Source organism: Geomonas oryzisoli, from assembly GCF_018986915.1.
Classification (GTDB): domain Bacteria; phylum Desulfobacterota; class Desulfuromonadia; order Geobacterales; family Geobacteraceae; genus Geomonas; species Geomonas oryzisoli.
Genome location: NZ_CP076723.1, coordinates 1,620,927 through 1,636,887 on the forward strand (window position 1 = coordinate 1,620,927; position 15,961 = coordinate 1,636,887).

The 15,961-nt window shown below is 66.2% G+C and carries 8 protein-coding genes; 7 read left to right on the top strand and 1 reads right to left on the bottom strand.

Annotated features, from left to right (window positions below; translation table 11 throughout):
• Positions 1 to 16: 16 nt before the first annotated feature.
• The 4 genes from KP004_RS07190 to KP004_RS07205 are packed head-to-tail and all read left to right on the top strand — an operon-like array spanning position 17 to position 9,689.
• Positions 17 to 5,677, top strand: a complete 5,661-nt coding sequence (locus tag KP004_RS07190; protein WP_239026976.1) for an OmpA family protein — start codon at positions 17 to 19, stop codon at positions 5,675 to 5,677.
• Complete coding sequence (locus KP004_RS07195; RefSeq protein WP_239026977.1) at positions 5,674 to 6,909, top strand: hypothetical protein; 1,236 nt, start codon at positions 5,674 to 5,676, stop codon at positions 6,907 to 6,909. The genes KP004_RS07190 and KP004_RS07195 overlap by 4 nt, the downstream gene beginning before the upstream one ends.
• 11 nt (positions 6,910 to 6,920) lie before the next feature.
• Positions 6,921 to 8,708, top strand: a complete 1,788-nt coding sequence (locus KP004_RS07200) for a sensor histidine kinase (RefSeq protein ID WP_216801657.1) — start codon at positions 6,921 to 6,923, stop codon at positions 8,706 to 8,708.
• 12 nt (positions 8,709 to 8,720) lie between these two features.
• The gene (locus KP004_RS07205) at positions 8,721 to 9,689 is read left to right on the top strand and encodes a GGDEF domain-containing response regulator (RefSeq protein ID WP_216801658.1); all 969 of its coding nucleotides are present in this window, start codon (positions 8,721 to 8,723) and stop codon (positions 9,687 to 9,689) included.
• Here the strand turns inward: KP004_RS07205 and KP004_RS07210 are convergent.
• Entirely contained in the window at positions 9,667 to 10,914 is a 1,248-nt protein-coding gene (locus KP004_RS07210; RefSeq protein WP_216801659.1) for a peptidase U32 family protein, read from the bottom strand. The two genes, KP004_RS07205 and KP004_RS07210, sit on opposite strands and share 23 nt — an antisense overlap.
• Positions 10,915 to 11,344: 430 nt before the next feature.
• Here KP004_RS07210 and KP004_RS07215 point away from each other — a divergent pair, with 430 nt between their 5' ends.
• From KP004_RS07215 to topA, 3 genes are read left to right on the top strand one after another with little or no spacing between them, the layout of a single operon-like run.
• Positions 11,345 to 12,343, top strand: a complete 999-nt coding sequence (locus KP004_RS07215; protein WP_216801660.1) for a LysM peptidoglycan-binding domain-containing protein — start codon at positions 11,345 to 11,347, stop codon at positions 12,341 to 12,343.
• A gap of 19 nt (positions 12,344 to 12,362) precedes the next feature.
• Entirely contained in the window at positions 12,363 to 13,442 is a 1,080-nt protein-coding gene (gene dprA, locus KP004_RS07220; RefSeq protein WP_216801661.1) for a DNA-processing protein DprA, read from the top strand.
• A gap of 25 nt (positions 13,443 to 13,467) precedes the next feature.
• A complete protein-coding gene (gene topA / locus KP004_RS07225) occupies positions 13,468 to 15,810 on the top strand; it encodes a type I DNA topoisomerase (protein ID WP_216801662.1) in 2,343 nt (780 codons plus the stop codon).
• Positions 15,811 to 15,961 lie beyond the last annotated feature (151 nt).

A 15,961-nucleotide genomic window follows, 5' to 3' on the forward strand; every position in this document is an offset into this window, starting at 1 on the left:
TTGATCGGGGAAACTGATGACGGTCCCGGGCTGGCGCAAGATGGGAGGGAGAGTGCTGCGGGTGTACCTTCTCGGGGTGGCGCTGGTGCTCGCTCTCCCCGGTGGTGCGCTCTGCCTCACCCCGTCCGGGACGGTGATCAGCCACGATTTCACGGCGCGGTTCGCGACGCCCCTCCTGCGCCAGGCGCGCTCCAACCAGACCCAGATCACGGTGCGGGACCTGGCGGACCCGGAACTGGTTCCCCCCCGGACCGCGACCGCCAGGGCCGGGGTCCCGGTCGACTTCCAGCATGTCCTCACCAACAGGGGGAATTCCCCGGACAGCTTCCAGCTGAAGGCGGCGCCGCAGGCGGGGGTGACGGAAACGGGTCCCGCGCCCGCCTTGCGTTTCTACCAGGCCGACGGCGTCACGCCGGTACCGGTGAACCCGGAGGGGGTCCAGGTCGTGGGGCCGGTCCCGGCCGGCGCGTCGGTTAACCTCGTGCTGCGCGCCACTGCCGCCGCGGGAAGCGAGGGGAGGGTGACGACCATCCTCCTGTCGGCGACCTCGCTGCTGGCTCCGGCGCGCAGCAGCAGCGTCGCCGACCTGTTGCAGGTTCCCGTGCCGGGAAGCGTCGCCGTGCTGAAGACGGTCACCCCGGCGGGGGCGGTGCTCCCGGGAACGGTCCTTTCCTACCGTCTCGTCATCAGTAACGGCGAGGCGTCGCCGGTGGCCGGAGTCGTGGTGGTGGACCCACTCGACGAGCTTCTCGAGTTCCAGCCGGGAAGCGCAACCCTCCCCGACGGGATCCCCGGTACGGCAAGCTACGACGCCGGCAGCAGGTCGCTGCGCTTCGAAATCCCGTCGCTTCCCGCCGGAACCGGAGCGGAGGTGACCTTCCGTGCCGCCGTGCGCCAGGATGCCCCCGGCAACGCCCCCATCGTCAACACCGCCGGCGTCACCAGCAGTTTGAGCGCCACGCCGGCCCTCAGTAACAGCACCTTCAACACCGTGCTGGCGCGCGCCCTGGTGGTCGTCAAACAGGCCGGCAGCGCGGCTGCCGAGGCGGGGGACATCGTTCCCTACAGCGTGCGGGTGGAGAACGTAGGCGCCGCCCTTTTGGAGCATGTCACGGTGGAGGACCGCATCCCCAGGGGATTCCGGTACCTGAGGGGATCGAGCCACCTGGACGGCTTCGCGGTCGCGGACCCTGCGGGATCGTCGCGGCAGCTCAGGTGGGACCTGGGAACCATGGCACCCGGTGCGGTGAAGGTGCTTTCCTACCGGCTGGTCCTCTCGGCCGAAGTTCCGGTGGGGACCAGCGTCAACTGGGCCCAGGCCTCCGGGGTCACCCGGACCGGGAGCGCCAGCATCTCTCCTCCGGCCAGTGCGGCCGTCAAGGTGCGTCCCTCCATTCTCGGGGACAAGGCGGTGATCATGGGCAGGATCTTTCGGGACCGCAACGGCAACGGCATCCCCGACCCCGGGGAACCGGGGGAGCCCGGCGTCAGGATCTACCTCGAGGACGGCTCCTTCGTTTTGAGCGACGGCGAGGGGAAGTACAGTTTCACGGGAGTCGCCTCCGGTAACCACGTGCTGAAGATAGACCGCAGCACCCTGGACCCGGCGCTGCGCTCGCTGCCGTACAACACCGCGTTCGCCGGGGTGGGGTGGTCTCAGTTCGTCATGGTTCCCTTCGGCGGGCCTGCGCGCGGCGACTTCGCCTTGGTGCCGAAAGCGGCGACGACCTTGCCCCCGGCCGCGGCTCCCGCAGGGACCGCTCCTCCTGCCGCCGCAGGGACTGCTCCTCCTGCCGCCGCAGGGACTGCTCCTCCTGCCGCGGCCGCCCCGACGACCCCGCCGCCTGCCGCGGCTCCCCTGACGGCCGCGCCCCCCGCGATCCCTGCCGACTGGCTCCTGGTCGGACTGGGGAGCGCTACCGTGGGGGCCAAGGCCGGCGGGGGCGACGCAGGCGTCTTCCATGACCAGCGCCTCGCCTTCTACACCCGCGGCACCCTGCTGGGGGACTACCGCCTCACCGCCGCCTACGACTCCGGCAAGGAGCGCCGCGACGGGGTGTTCCAGGCCATCGACCCCGAGAAATACTACCCGGTCTACGGCGACGCCAGCGACATCGGCTACGACGCGCAGTCCAGGGGAAAGCTTTTCCTCAAGGTCCAATCCGGCCGCTCCTACCTCATGGAAGGGGACTACCGCACCGACCTCTCCGAGAACGAATTCTCCCGCTACGACCGCGCCCTCAACGGGGCCACCTTCGCGGTGAACCGGGACAACGTCACCGTCAAAGGGTTTGAAAGCCGCACCGAGGAGACCGTCGTTCGCGACCAGATCCCAGGCAACGGCACCTCCGGGCATTACCTGCTCTCCCGTCGGCCGGTATTCGAGAACAGCGAGCGGGTCCGCATCGAGGTGCGCGACCGCTACCATTCCGAGCGCGTCATCTCCATCACGGAGAAGGTTCGCTACGCGGACTACTCCATCGACTACCTCTCCGGGACCATCCTGTTCAAGGAGCCGGTCCCTTCGCTGGACCAGTTCCTGAACCCGGTCACCATCGTGGTGACCTACCAGGCCGATGGGGGGGGCGACAAGCGCTACGTTTACGGCGGGCGCGCCCTGATCCGCAGCGACGCGGGCTCCTACCTCGGCGGGACCGCCGTCATCGAGGAGCACCCCTTCAAGAACACCACCCTCTACGGCCTCGACGCCGGATGGCGCCCCGGGAGATGGCTCGACCTGAAGGGGGAGGGCGCGGTGAGCGAGAGCCTGGAAAAAGGGAGGGGGAGCGCCTGGAAGACCGACCTGGTCCTGCGCCCGGTCGACCCCCTCACGCTCGCACTGTACTACCGCAAGGTGGAGAGCGACTTCTTCAATCCCTCCATGAGCGGCAACGAGATCGGCACCGAGAAGTTCGGCGGCCGTCTGGACTACCGGGCCCCCGCGGAGATGCTCGTTTTCGCCGAGAGCTTCGTGCAACGCAACCTGATCGCGGACCGCAGGCTGTTCGGAAACCAGCTCGGGGTGGCCAGGAAGTACTCCCTGCTGCAGGCGGACGCCGGCGTCAAGCTGGTACGCGAGGAGAAGGAGGGGAAAGAGGGCGCCGCCGATCTCGTCTACGGCGGCATCAAGGGGAGCGTGACGGCGAAGCTCGACGCCACGCTGCAGCGCGAACAGTTGCTCTCCTCCTCGACCATCGCGGAGTACCAGTCCAAGACCTTTCTCAAACTCGACTACCGTCTGAACGACCGGACCAAGGCCTTCATCACGGAGGAGTACCAGGAGGGCTCGCCGCTCATCCGGCACGCGACCCTCTTCGGGATGGAAAGCAAGCTGAGCGACCGGATGCGTATAACCAGCGGTTATTCGCTGTCCAGCGGTGTCATGGGGAACACCGAGCAAAGCAACATCGACCTGCACAGCAAGGTCGTGGATCAGGAGGGTTTCAGCCTGACCTCGCGTACCGGCTACCAGCTGGAAAACTCGCTCTCCGGCGAGCGCGGCCAGGCGGTCCTGGGGCTGAACAGCCGCTACCGAGTGGCGCAGGGGCTCCTTGTGAGCTCCGGTTTCGAACGGGTGCAGACGGTGCAGGGGGATAACGGCACCCGTACCGCCTTCACCCTGGCGGGGGAGTACCTGCGCCCCCGCGACCTGAAGCTCACCGGCCGCTACGAGATCAGGACCGGTCCCGGCGAAACCGCCTCGCTCTACGATGCCCACACGGCCTACCGGTTGAACCCCTCTTTTACGCTGTTGGCGAAGGCCTCCCTCTGGGACCGCGACGCCGATGCCGGTCATGACATCACCGCGGACAGCTACCTGGGCGGCGCCTTCCGCCCCTTGGCGGGGAACCCGCTCCAGCTCCTTTCCCTGCTGCGCTACAAGGTGGAAAAGCGCGCGACCCTGGCCGGTAGCCCCGACCTGCGCAGCCTGATCGTCTCGACCGAACCCACCTACCGACTGGTGAGCCGGTGGACGGCGCAAGGGAAGTACGCCGGGAAGCTGAGCTGGTCCGCAGGGGCGGGGGGGCGCTGGAACACCTACACGGACCTCGTGCTCGCCGGCCTCTCCTACGACCTCACCGAGCGTTGGGAGCTGTCGGCTTACCTAAAGCTGTTGAACCAGTACGACGCTGGGATGCACTCCCTGGGCGCGGTGGGGAGCGCCGGCTATCGCATCTACCGAAACGTCGTGCTCTCGGCGGGGTACAACTACGCGCGGCTGGACGACCGCGACCTGACCGGGGAGAACTACCAGGGGCAGGGACCCTTCGTGGGCATCAAGGTCAAGTTCGACGAGGAGATGTTCGAGTCCGACGATGCCAAGGTGACGCCGCCTCCCCCGGCGCCGGTCGCTGCGGCCCCGCCCGAACCGGTGCCGGAGCGGGAACCGGAGCCGGTTGCGGCCGTGCTGGTCACCCTGGAGCGCCTGGACGAGCCGTTGCTCCTCTCGGGAAGCGCAGAGCTCTTCACCCTGCTCGTCAACGGGGAGGCCGCCCGGCTGCCCTCCACCGCGGTCACCCTGTCCCGGGAACGGCTCGCCTCGCTGGAGCTGAAGGGGGGACGGTTCGCCAGGCCGCTGCGGCTTCTTGCCAGCGTGGACGAGCCGGACCAGATCCGTTCCTGGAGTCTCGTCTTCATGGACCGCGCCGGAGAGGTGATCAGAAAGACCGGCGGCAGGGGCGCCCCCCCCAAGCGGATCGACTGGGCGGGTAACACCGACCGGAGCAGGGTGGAGCAGGGGGAAATCTACCAGTGCCAGCTCCAGGTGACCTACCTGGACGGGTCCGTGTTCCGGACCGGGCGCGAGCTCTTCGGCGTCGACCGTCGCGAGGCCGTTCTGCTCACCCTGGCCGGCGGCGCCTTCGTGTTCGACAAGTCCGCTCTGACCACGCAGGCCAAACGCCTTCTGAGCGGGGCGGCCCGGGTGCTCCGGGAGCATCCCGACGAGAAGGTCATCGTCGAGGGGCATACCGACGGCATCGGCAGCGTGGAGTACAACATGGCCCTCTCCCGAAGACGCTGCGATGCAGCCGCGCAGTACCTGGTGCAGGCGGAAGGGATCGACCCGGCCCGTCTGCTGCGGCGCTGGTACGGCAAGTCCAGGCCGGTCGCCGACAACGTCACCACCCCCGGCCGGCGCTTGAACCGCCGGGTGGAGCTGAAGGGGGACTTTCAGCAGCTAAGCCCCACCGGCCCCGACGACCGCTACCGCACCCGTCCCTTCGTGATCATCAACGGGCAGGACGTCCCGGTCGACGCCCTGGGGCGTTTCGAGACCTCTCTTCCCGGCGAGACCGGCCGTCTCAAGGTGGAGATGGGAGATGCGCGTGGCAGGTACCTCGCCACCGAACTGCCGCTGCCGGAAGTGACCGTGGCGCAACCATCCGGCGCCGTCCTGGTCCGGTACGGTGCCGCCGCTTCCGGTGTCAGCGTCTCGGCGGATGGCGCCATCCTCTGCCGGGTGTCGGGCTCCGCCGGGGCGGGAGAGCGGCTGGAGCTCGACGGCCGCGAGCTCCCGCTGACCCCGCTGGGGACCTTTGCGGTGGAGTTTCCGCTGGGAAGCGGCGACCGGGTGCTCGGCATGGTGGTCAGAAACGGCGTCGGCTGCTCCAAGCTCCTCAACCTGCGGCTTCGCTCCGAGAAACATCTGGTCGCGCCCGCGCAGGTGCAGCCGTGACCGCCGGCGCAGGTATCAAAAGACGCGTCAAAAGGCTCGCCGGGGTGGCTGCCGAGACCTGCCTCGCCCTCATGCTGGTCCTGGTGCTCTTCTGGCTTTTCATCCTGTTCCTGTTCGCGGTCTTTCCCTCCGGGACGCCGATCAAGGAGCTGGTCTCCGACACCGGTGCGGACTCGCCGCTGTCGCGCGGCGCCGACAAGCGTCCCGAGGCGGCCCTGCAGTCACTGCTGCGCGACGTCCGCTACCGGCGCGGCGATTCCGTCGCCTGGGGCGATGCCAGCGAAGGGATGCTCCTGTACAACCGCGACGCGGTGCAGACCTTCGACCGCTCGGGGGCGACCATTTCCTTCGCGCCCGGGGACCGTCTCGCCATGGGGAGCAATTCGATGGTGGTGGTGAGCCGCCTGAACGAAACCCTGGAAGGGGGACCGCGGTCGTACCGGGTGCACGTGGAGGGTGAGCTGCGGGGGAGTTTCTCGGCCGAGAAGAGGGTGCGACTGGAGGTTGCCACCGCCGGGCATCTGGCCCGGGTGGTCCCCGGCGTGGCCCGCTTCAGCTTCATCCCGCTCGGGGACAACGCCTCCAGTCTCACCGTTCACGCCGGGGAGGTACAGGTGCGGGATGAGGACAGGGTGATCCGGGTCCCGGCTCATTTCGGGGTGACCCTCAGACGCGGGGCGCCGATCGGCCCGGCGCTTCCCCTCCCTGCCGCGCCGAGGCTCAGAAACGGCGACCTGCTCTACCGTTTCCGACAGCTTCCCCCCAAGGTCCGCTTCAACTGGACCGGCGCTGACGGGGAGTACCACTTCCAGCTCTCCGCGGAGCCGCGCTTTAAGAGTGTGCTTATGGACAGCAGGGTGCAGGGGACCGAACTGAGCGCGGGGACCCTGGAGGCGGGAAGCTACTACTGGCGGGTGAGCCGCGTGGTGGAGGGAAGGGAAGGCCCCTACAGCCGGACCGGGCGCTGCCGTCTGCTGCAGCTGGTGCAGCAGCCGCAGCTCGTAGTCGATTTCCCGCCGGCCTCCGTCGCTGTGGGAGGGTTCCGTCTCGCCGGCAGGTGCCAGCCCGGCTCCGCGGTCTACGTCAACGGGACGGCGGCGACCACGGCCGATGACGGCAGTTTCAGTCACGAGCTCGAAGTGAGATCCGGTGTCAACCTGATCAGGGTCGAGGCGGTCGACCAAGCCGGCAACGCGAGCTACGCCTCACGGATCGTGTACGGCAAAGAATAGGGGAGGCCTTCATGCCAAGCAGATTGAAATTCCCGCTCAGGTTCAAGATGCTGCTCTCCCAGCTCCTGGTGGTCTCGGTGGTCCTGAGCCTGATCACCTTCACCATGGCGAACCTGTTCCAGGCGGACAAGACGGCCTACATCCACGACCTCACCTCGACCATGGTGCTGCATACCGCGGAGGAGGCGAACACCCTGGTGGCGGGTTACGGCGAGAAGCTGAGGCTGTTCTCCCGGCTCATGGGGGACCAGGAAATGGGAGGGCGCGAGCAGGCGTTGCAGGGGCTTTTCGAGGAATTCGGCGAGTTCGTCATGGTGAGCCGCAGCGGCCCCGACGGCGAGCAGGACGTCTACGACCGCGAGGCGCTGGCGCGCGCCGCCGTGACCGTCGAGCAACTGCTCGCCTACCGGGAGGCGCACCCGCTCCCCGCCCCGTCGCCCCAGGCGGGGCCGCGCCTTGAGCTCTCCACGGTCGCCCCCGGACTCCCCACCCTGACCCTCACCATAGCCGAGCCGGCCGGACCGGGTGAGGAGCCGGTGGTCGCCTCCGGGGTGATCCTCCTGGATCGGCTGCAGCGGGTCGCCGGCCGCTCCCGCGTCTTTGACACCTTCCTCGTCGACGCCTCGGGACGGTACCTGGCCCACGCGGACCCCCGCAGGATCGGCCAGCCCCCCCGGGCGGGGTGGTGGGACAAGGTGCGCAACACCCCGAGGCTGAACGGCCTCACCCTCGAGTACCAAAACGGCGACCGCACCATGGTGGGAGGTTTCTCCCGCACCGAGCTTTCCGGGATCACCGTCGGGGTGCAGATCCCCAAAAGCGCCGCCTTTCTCACCTCGAGGGGACTCCTGGTCGACCTCCTGGTGCTCTCCCTGGTCCTGCTGGGTGGCGCTGCGCTGCTGAGCCAGTTCTGGTCGCGCCGGCTCACCCGTCCCATCGAGAAGCTTTCCGAGGCCACCCGGATGGTCGGGCAGGGGCGCTTCGAGATCGAGGTTCCCGCCGTCTCAGGCGACGAGATCGGCGCCCTGGCCGGCTCCTTCAACCGCATGGCCCAGGAGCTCAAACAGCGCGAGCAGGCCCTCAAGGACCTTTACGGACAGCTGGTGCAGTCCGAGAAGATGGCGGCCTTCGGCGCCCTGGGCGCCGGCATCGCCCACGAGGTGAAGAACCCGCTCGCCGGGATCCTCGGCATCACCCAGCTCTCGCTGCGCGGCGTGGAGACAGGCCACCCGCTGGAGAAGAACCTGCACATCATCGAGAAGGAGACCAAGCGCTGCAAGACCATCATCGAGCACCTCTTGAAGTTCGCCCGTCAGGAGCAGGTGGAGTTCGGCGAGGTGGACCTGGCCCAGGTGGTCGCCGACGCGCTCGCCATCGTGGACCACCAGTTGGGGATCAACAGCGTCAAGGTTGAAAAGGAGGTGGAACCGGGGCTGCCGGCCTGCCGAGGCAACGCGAACCAACTGCAGCAGGTGCTGATGAATCTGATGCTGAACGCGCAGCAGGCCATGGGGGGGACGGCCGGCCTGGTGCGGCTCTCGGCGCGCCGGCTCGACGAGGGGGCGCTCGAGGTGAGGATATCCGACAACGGTCCCGGCATCCCCAAGGAGATCCAGGGAAAGATCTTCGATCCCTTCTTCACCACCAAGCCGGCGGGGCAGGGTACGGGGCTGGGACTCTCGGTAAGCTACGGCATCGTGAAGGATCATGGCGGCGACATCCGGCTGGAGAGCGAGGAGGGGGTGGGGACCACCTTCATCATCACGCTGCCGCCTCCCGCCGCCGCCAACGCGGGATAGAGGAGGGGGGACATGGAACTTTTAGTCGTCGACGACGAGGAAACCTTGAGAAGCGTGGTGTCGCAGGTTCTTTCCGCGGACGGGTTCACCGTCTCCGAGGCGGCCAGCGGGGAGGAGGCGCTGGAGGCGTTCCGTGCCGGCCGCCACCAACTGGTGATAACGGACATCAGGATGAGCGGCATGAGCGGCATCGAGCTTTTGAGCGAGATCAAGAGCCACAACCCGGAGACCCAGGTGGTGATCATGACCAGCCACGCCTCGCTCGACAGCGCGCTGACGGCGCTGCGGGCCGGCGCCTACGACTACCTGGTGAAGCCGTTCGAAAGCCTGGACCTGATCTCGGCGGTGGCGGCGCGGGCGGCGGAGAAGGCGCGCCTGGTGGAGCAGAACCGGGAGCTCCTGGAACAGTTGACCCGTGCCAACCTCGAGCTTAAGGAGGCGAACCTGGCACTCAAGGAGGCCGCGGTACGGGACGGCCTCACCTCGCTGTACAACCACCGCTACTTCCAGGAGGCCCTGGCGCAGGAGGTGGCCCGCTCCAAGCGCTTCGACAAGCGCTGCAGCCTCATCTTCTTCGACGTGGACAACTTCAAGCATTACAACGACACCCACGGGCACCCCGAGGGGGACCGGCTCCTGAAGGGGCTGGCCCAGATCGTCATGTCCCACTCCAGGGCCTGCGACGTGGCGGCGCGCTACGGCGGGGAGGAATTCGTGCTGCTGTTGCCGGAGACGGCCAGGGAAGGGGCGGTGAAGGCGGCCGAGGAGATGCGGGCGCGGGTGGCGGATCACCCCTTCGCGGGGCGGGAGACCCAGCCCCTGGGGCGGGTCACGGTGAGCGTCGGGGTCGCGTCGTTCCCGGAGGACGGCTGCGAGGCGCAGGCGCTGCTCGAGTGCGCGGATCAGCTTTTGTACCGGGCCAAGAACAGCGGCAAGAACAGGGTGGTGGCGGCCGGGACTACGCCTCCTTCTCCCGCCTGATCAGGTCGAACTCGCCGGCTCCCTCCACCCCGGTCAGGATCACCTGCTGGTTGGGGTGCGCCACGGTGAGGGGTACCCCGTCGAGGTCGGTCATCGCGTCCAGCGTGAAACGGGTGAAGTGGGCCCCCTGGCCGATCAGCTCGAGCACGTCCCCGGCCTGGAGCCGGTTGCGCACCATGACCTGGGCCCCTGCCGGCACCTGCCTTTCGACCAGCGCCACGAACTCGAAGTTGCGCACGTAGGTGGAGAGGTACTCGTGGTCGACGTCGCGCGGCTTGCCCAGAAGGAAACCGGTGGTGTAGCCGCGGTGACTGACCTTGGCCAGTTCCTCGAGCCATTCCGGCTTGAGCCGGTACCCCTGCGGGTCCTCCCAGTAGCGGTCCAGCGCCTCCCGGTAGATCCTGATCACGCTCGCCGCGTAGTAGATCCCCTTCATGCGCCCCTCGATCTTCAGGGAGTCGACGCCGCACTCGACCAAAGCCGGGAGCTGCTCGATGAGGCAGAGGTCCTTGGAGTTGAAGATGAAGGTGCCGCTTTCATCCTCGTGGATCGGGAAGTACTCGCCGGGGCGGGTCTCCTCCACGATGGAATAGTTCCAGCGGCAAGGCTGGGTGCACTCCCCCTTGTTGGCGTCCCGCCCGGTCATGGCGGAGGAGAGCAGGCAGCGCCCGGAGTAGGAGATGCACATGGCGCCGTGGATGAAGACCTCGAGCTCCATGTCGCAGCGCTGCGCCGTTTCCCTGATCCCCTCCAGCGACATCTCGCGGGCCAGGTTCACCCGTTTCACCCCCTGGGCCTGCCAGAAACGGGCGGCGCGCCAGTTGGTCGTGTTGGCCTGGGTGGAGAGGTGGATGTCGCGCCCCGGGCAGCGCTCGGCGATGAGGGCGACCACGCCGGGGTCGGCGGCGATGAAGGCGTCGAAGGGGATGTCGGCCACCTCGGACAGGTAGCGCTCCAGGGCCGGCAGGTCCTCGTTGTCGGCGAAGGCGTTCACGGTGAGATAGACCTTCACCCCGTGCCCGTGCGCGTAGGACACCGCCTCTTCGAGCTCGAGTCTCGTGAAGTTGCCGGCCAGATTGCGCAGCCCGAAGGCCTTGCCGCCGAGGTAGACCGCGTCCGCGCCGTAGCGGATCGCCACCTTAAGTTTCTCCATGTTGCCGGCGGGGGCCAGCAGCTCCGGTTTCACCCGCGGCCGTACCCGCCGCTCTTCCTGTGTCTCAGCCATCGGCAACTTCTCTAGCTCCTTCCCGCTACCAGTCAAGCGATGCTCCTTGTGGGTCATCTGTGGCCGGGCGGCTGCTTGTCGCCCAAGCGGCGGACCCGGCACCGGACAACCTAGCACATACCGGGCCGCCAAGGGAACCCCCCAAAGGCGCTTTCCCCTTGACATTGATAGGCAAAAGGCTTTAATTATGTTAAATTTTTTTCGGTACCAACGTTCGCCGGCCGAAAAGATCTGTCGTCTAAGCTCGCGGTTTCAGTGGCTTATGCGGCACCCTTTTCCAGCTTTTATCCCTGGACCGGTTCCGAAAACTAATGAAGCAGTTGGCCGTTGATCTGGTTACCGATGTCATGAGCGATGTATCACTTTGCATGCCTCGCCGCGGGGTAAGGGCGAGGAGGAGGGTGGGGCGAGCGTGCCCCTAAAGGAGCCTATGAAAAAACACCTCTGTCTGGCACTGCTCTTTCTGGGCCTGTCCACCGCCGCGCCGTTTGCGGCAGCACAGGAACAACCGACCATCTACACCATCGTCCCCGGCGACACCCTGTGGGGGCTGTCGCAACGCTTCCTGAAGGACCCCTACTACTGGCCCAACGTGTGGGCCAACAACCAGGCCGTCGGCAATCCCCATTTCATCTACCCGGGCCAGAAGGTGCGTATCTACTCGGACCGCATCGAGATCGAGCCGGCGGGTTCCGCCCCGGTGCCGCAGGCGCCCGTCCCGCAGGAGCTGCGCGACGAGCAGCAGCCGGTGACGTTCGTCGTGAACGGCAGTGAAGGGTTCCTGATCGAAAACGGCCTGAAGCCCTCCGGGACGGTGATCTCCCTGCACCAGAACCGCGAGATGGCCGGCACCGACGACATCGTCTACACCGACATCGGGCGCGTCCAGGGTAGCAACGCAGGCGACCGCTACCAGATATTCAAGAAGATCGGTCCGGTGAGTCACCCGGTGACCAACGTGATCCTCGGGCAGCAGGTGATGCCGCTGGGCGAATTGCAGCTCTCCGAGCTCGAGGAGAACGCCTCCAAGGCCATCGTCACCAAGTCGTTCCAGGAAATCAGCGCCGGTTCCTTCCTGCTCCCCTACCAGGAGCGCAAGCTGACCATCCCCCTCAAGTCGGCGGACCGCGATCTCACCGGCTACATCGTGCAGACCCAGACCGGCAATAAGGTCCTGGCGGTTAACGACGTGGTCTTCCTCGATCTGGGCAAGGCCCAGGGGGTGCAGCCGGGCAATATGCTCTACATCGTGCGCGACGTGGTGGTCGACCAGCGTTACGCCAACGCGAAGATCGAGAAGCTCCCGGTCGAGGTGCTCGGTGCGCTGGTGGTGGTCTCTACCGGCATGAACAGCTCTACCGCCGTCATCGTGAAGAGCGTGGACACCGTCTACCGCGGCGACCGCGTCGAGATGAAAAAGAGCAGGTGACGCCAAAGGGGGTAACCCCATGGATCACTACTACTGGTTTGCGCTGAAGTCGGTGCCGCAGGTGGGTAACGTCACCTTCCTGCGGCTTTTGGCGCACTTTGGTTCCCCGCAAAAGGCCCTGGATGCCTCGCCTGAGGAGCTTTGCTCGATCAAGGGGGTGAGCGCCGCTGCCGTGCGTTGCCTCGCGGAACACGACTACCGCGCCGCCGCCGACGCCGAATGCCGGCAGGTGCAGGCCCGGGGCGTGCAGGTGGTGGATATCCTATCCGAGCGCTACCCGCGCCTGTTGATGCAGATAGCCGACCCGCCCCCCTTCTTCTACCTGTCGGGGGCGCTGGAGGGAGACGAGACCTCGGTCGCCATGGTCGGCTCCCGGCATGCCTCCCAGTACGGGCAGTGCACCGCGACCCGCCTGGCCAAGGAATTGGCCGAGCAGGGAGTCACGGTGGTTTCGGGCATGGCGCGCGGTATCGACACGGCCAGCCACTGGGGCTGCCTCAAGGCGGGAGGACGCAGCATCGCCGTCCTCGGCTGCGGCGTCGACGTGATCTACCCCCCGGAAAACGACACCCTGTACGGTGCCCTGTGCGAGAGGGGGGCGGTGATCAGCGAGTTCCCGATGGGGACGTCCCCCTTGCCCGAGAATTTTCCCAGGCGCAACCGGATTATCAGCGCCCTGTCCCGGGGCGTCCTGGTGGTCGAGGCCGGGGAGGGGAGCGGTTCTCTGATCACGGCCCAGTACGCGCTGGAGCAGGGGCGGGAGGTTTTCGCCGTCCCGGGCAACGTCACCACGTCCGGCAGCCGCGGCGTCAACGGCCTGATCAAGCAGGGGGCCAAACTGGTGGAGCGGGTGGAGGACATCCTCGAGGAGCTGGGCATCGAGCCGCAGTCGACGCACCCCCTCCCCAAGCCCCCCTCCTTTCCGCTCACCCCGCAGGAGGCCGAGCTCTACGCGCTGCTTTGCCAGGGCGTGCTGCAGATCGACGAAATCATCGTACAGAGCGCGTTGACAGCCGGCGAGGTTTCCGCTACCTTACTTCGCTTGGAAATGAAAGGGATCATCATCCAGCTTCCCGGCAAGCGCTTTGCGGTCGTCTGAACCAATACCGTAACCAGGTGGACACATGTCTCAGAATCTCGTCATAGTCGAGTCTCCCGCCAAGGCGAAGACCATAGAAAAATTTCTCGGCCCCGATTACAAGGTACTCGCGTCGTTCGGCCACGTGCGGGCGCTCCCCAGCAAGCAGGGGTCCGTGGACGTGGAGCACGATTTCGAGCCCAAGTACGCGGTACTGCCCGAGAGCAAAAAGCATATCGACGCCATCAAGAAGGAGATGAAAGGCATCTCCTCGCTGCTTCTGGCGACAGACCCCGACCGCGAGGGGGAGGCGATCTCCTGGCACCTCTTGGCGGCGCTCGGTCTCGACGGCAAGAAGAAGATACCCTTCGACATCAAGCGCGTGGTGTTCCATGAGATCACCAAGGACGCCATCGTGCACGCGGTGCAGAACCCGCGCGGCATCTCCGGTCCGCTGGTCGATGCGCAGCAGGCGCGCTCCATCCTGGACTACCTGGTCGGCTTCACCCTCTCCCCGTTTCTGTGGAAGAAGATCCGCTACGGCCTTTCCGCCGGGCGCGTGCAGTCGGTCGCGCTGAGGCTCATCTGCGAGCGCGAGAAGGAGATCCAGGCGTTCAAGGAGCAGGAGTACTGGTCCATCGGCGCCAAGCTGGAGACGGCGAAGAAACAGGGGCTGACTGCATCTCTCGTCGAGGCCGAAGGGAAAAAGCTTGGCAAGTTCGATATCCCCAACCGCGAGGTGGCCTTCCGGCACTTCAGCGTCCTCGGCGGCAAGGGTGAGTTCCCGAAGCAGGAGGGGGACGAGGATGTAGCGCCGCTCGTGGTGCAAAAGCCGATGAACCCCGAGTACCGCGTCGACAAGGTGACCAAGAGCGAGAGAAGGCGCCAGCCCTCGCCGCCGTTCACCACCTCCACCTTGCAGCAGGAGGCGGCCAGAAAGCTCGGCTTCTCCGCGAAGAAGACCATGTCGACCGCCCAGAAGCTCTACGAGGGTATCGACGTCGGCGAAGGTGCCGTCGGTCTCATCACCTATATGCGTACCGACTCCGTGGCCTTGTCCAACGTGGCCCTCGAAGACGCGAGGCAGCTGATCACCTCGCTCTACGGCAAGGAGTACGCGCTCGAGAAGCCCCGTTTCTTCAAGAACAAGTCGAAGAACGCCCAGGAAGCCCACGAGGCGGTCCGTCCGACCTATATCTCCAAGACGCCGATCGAGGTGAAGAAGTTCCTCACCTCGGACCAGTTCAAGCTCTACGATCTGATCTGGAAGCGCACCGTCGCCTGCCAAATGGCCGAGGCGCTCCTGGACCAGACTTCCGTGGAGATCACCGCAGGCGAGGGATACCGCTTCCGCGTCGCCGGCACCGTGATCCGCTTCGCCGGCTTTATGAAGCTCTACATCGAAGGTGTGGACGACGAGGCGGAGGACAAGGAGAAGGAAGGGACGCTGCCGCCCTTGGCCGAGGGTGACATCCTGAAGCTGCAGCAGCTCCTCCCCGAGCGCCACTTCACCCAGCCGCCGCCGCGCTACACCGAGGCGACCCTGGTGAAGACCCTGGAAGAGTACGGCATCGGGCGTCCGTCCACCTATGCCTCGATCATGAACACCATCATCGAGCGTAAGTACGCGCGCCTGGACAAGAAGCGTTTCTTCCCCGAGGACGTGGGGATGGTGGTCTCCGATCTGTTGACCAACCACTTCAACCAGTACGTCGACTACAACTTCACCGCCAACCTCGAAGAGCAGCTCGACATGGTATCACGCGGCGAGAAGCAGTGGCGCCCGCTCTTGCACGAGTTCTGGGGGCCGTTCATCAACCTCCTGAAGTTGAAGGAAGGGGAGGTGAGCAAGTCCGACCTCACCACCGAGGCGACCGACGAGGTCTGCCCCGAGTGCGGCAAGCCCCTGGTGGTGAAGCTCGGCAAGTTCGGCAAGTTCTTCGCCTGCACCGGTTATCCCGAGTGCCGCTACATCCGTCCCCTGGACAAGGAGACCGGCGAGGTGGTGGAGCCCGTGGTTTCCGAAGAAGTGTGCGACAAGTGCGGCAGCCACATGTTGATCAAGGAAGGGCGATTCGGCAAGTATCTCGCATGCTCCGCGTACCCCAACTGCAAGAACATCCAGCCGCTGGTGAAACCCAAGGGGACCGGCATCACCTGTACCTCTTGTGGCAAGGGTGAGCTGATCGAGAAGAAGTCCCGTTTCGGGAAGCTTTTCTACTCCTGCAATCGCTATCCCGAGTGCAAGTTCGCCCTGTGGGATCTTCCCGTGCAGAAACCTTGTCCCAAGTGCGGGTATCCGCTGTTGGTGAAGAAGGTCTACAAGCGCGAGGGTGAGTTCCTGAAGTGTCCCAAAGAAGGGTGTGACTACCAGAGCAACAAGGAGTAGGGTAGGGGACTGGCTCCGCAGGTGCCTGTCCCCCTGCAGCGGCAGGGGCAGATGAAGTGAACGCGGGGTCCTCGGACCCCGCTTTGATTTTGGAGACGCAAACCAAAGGCGTTAACGCAAAGACGCCAAGGCGCGGAGACGCAAAGGGAGA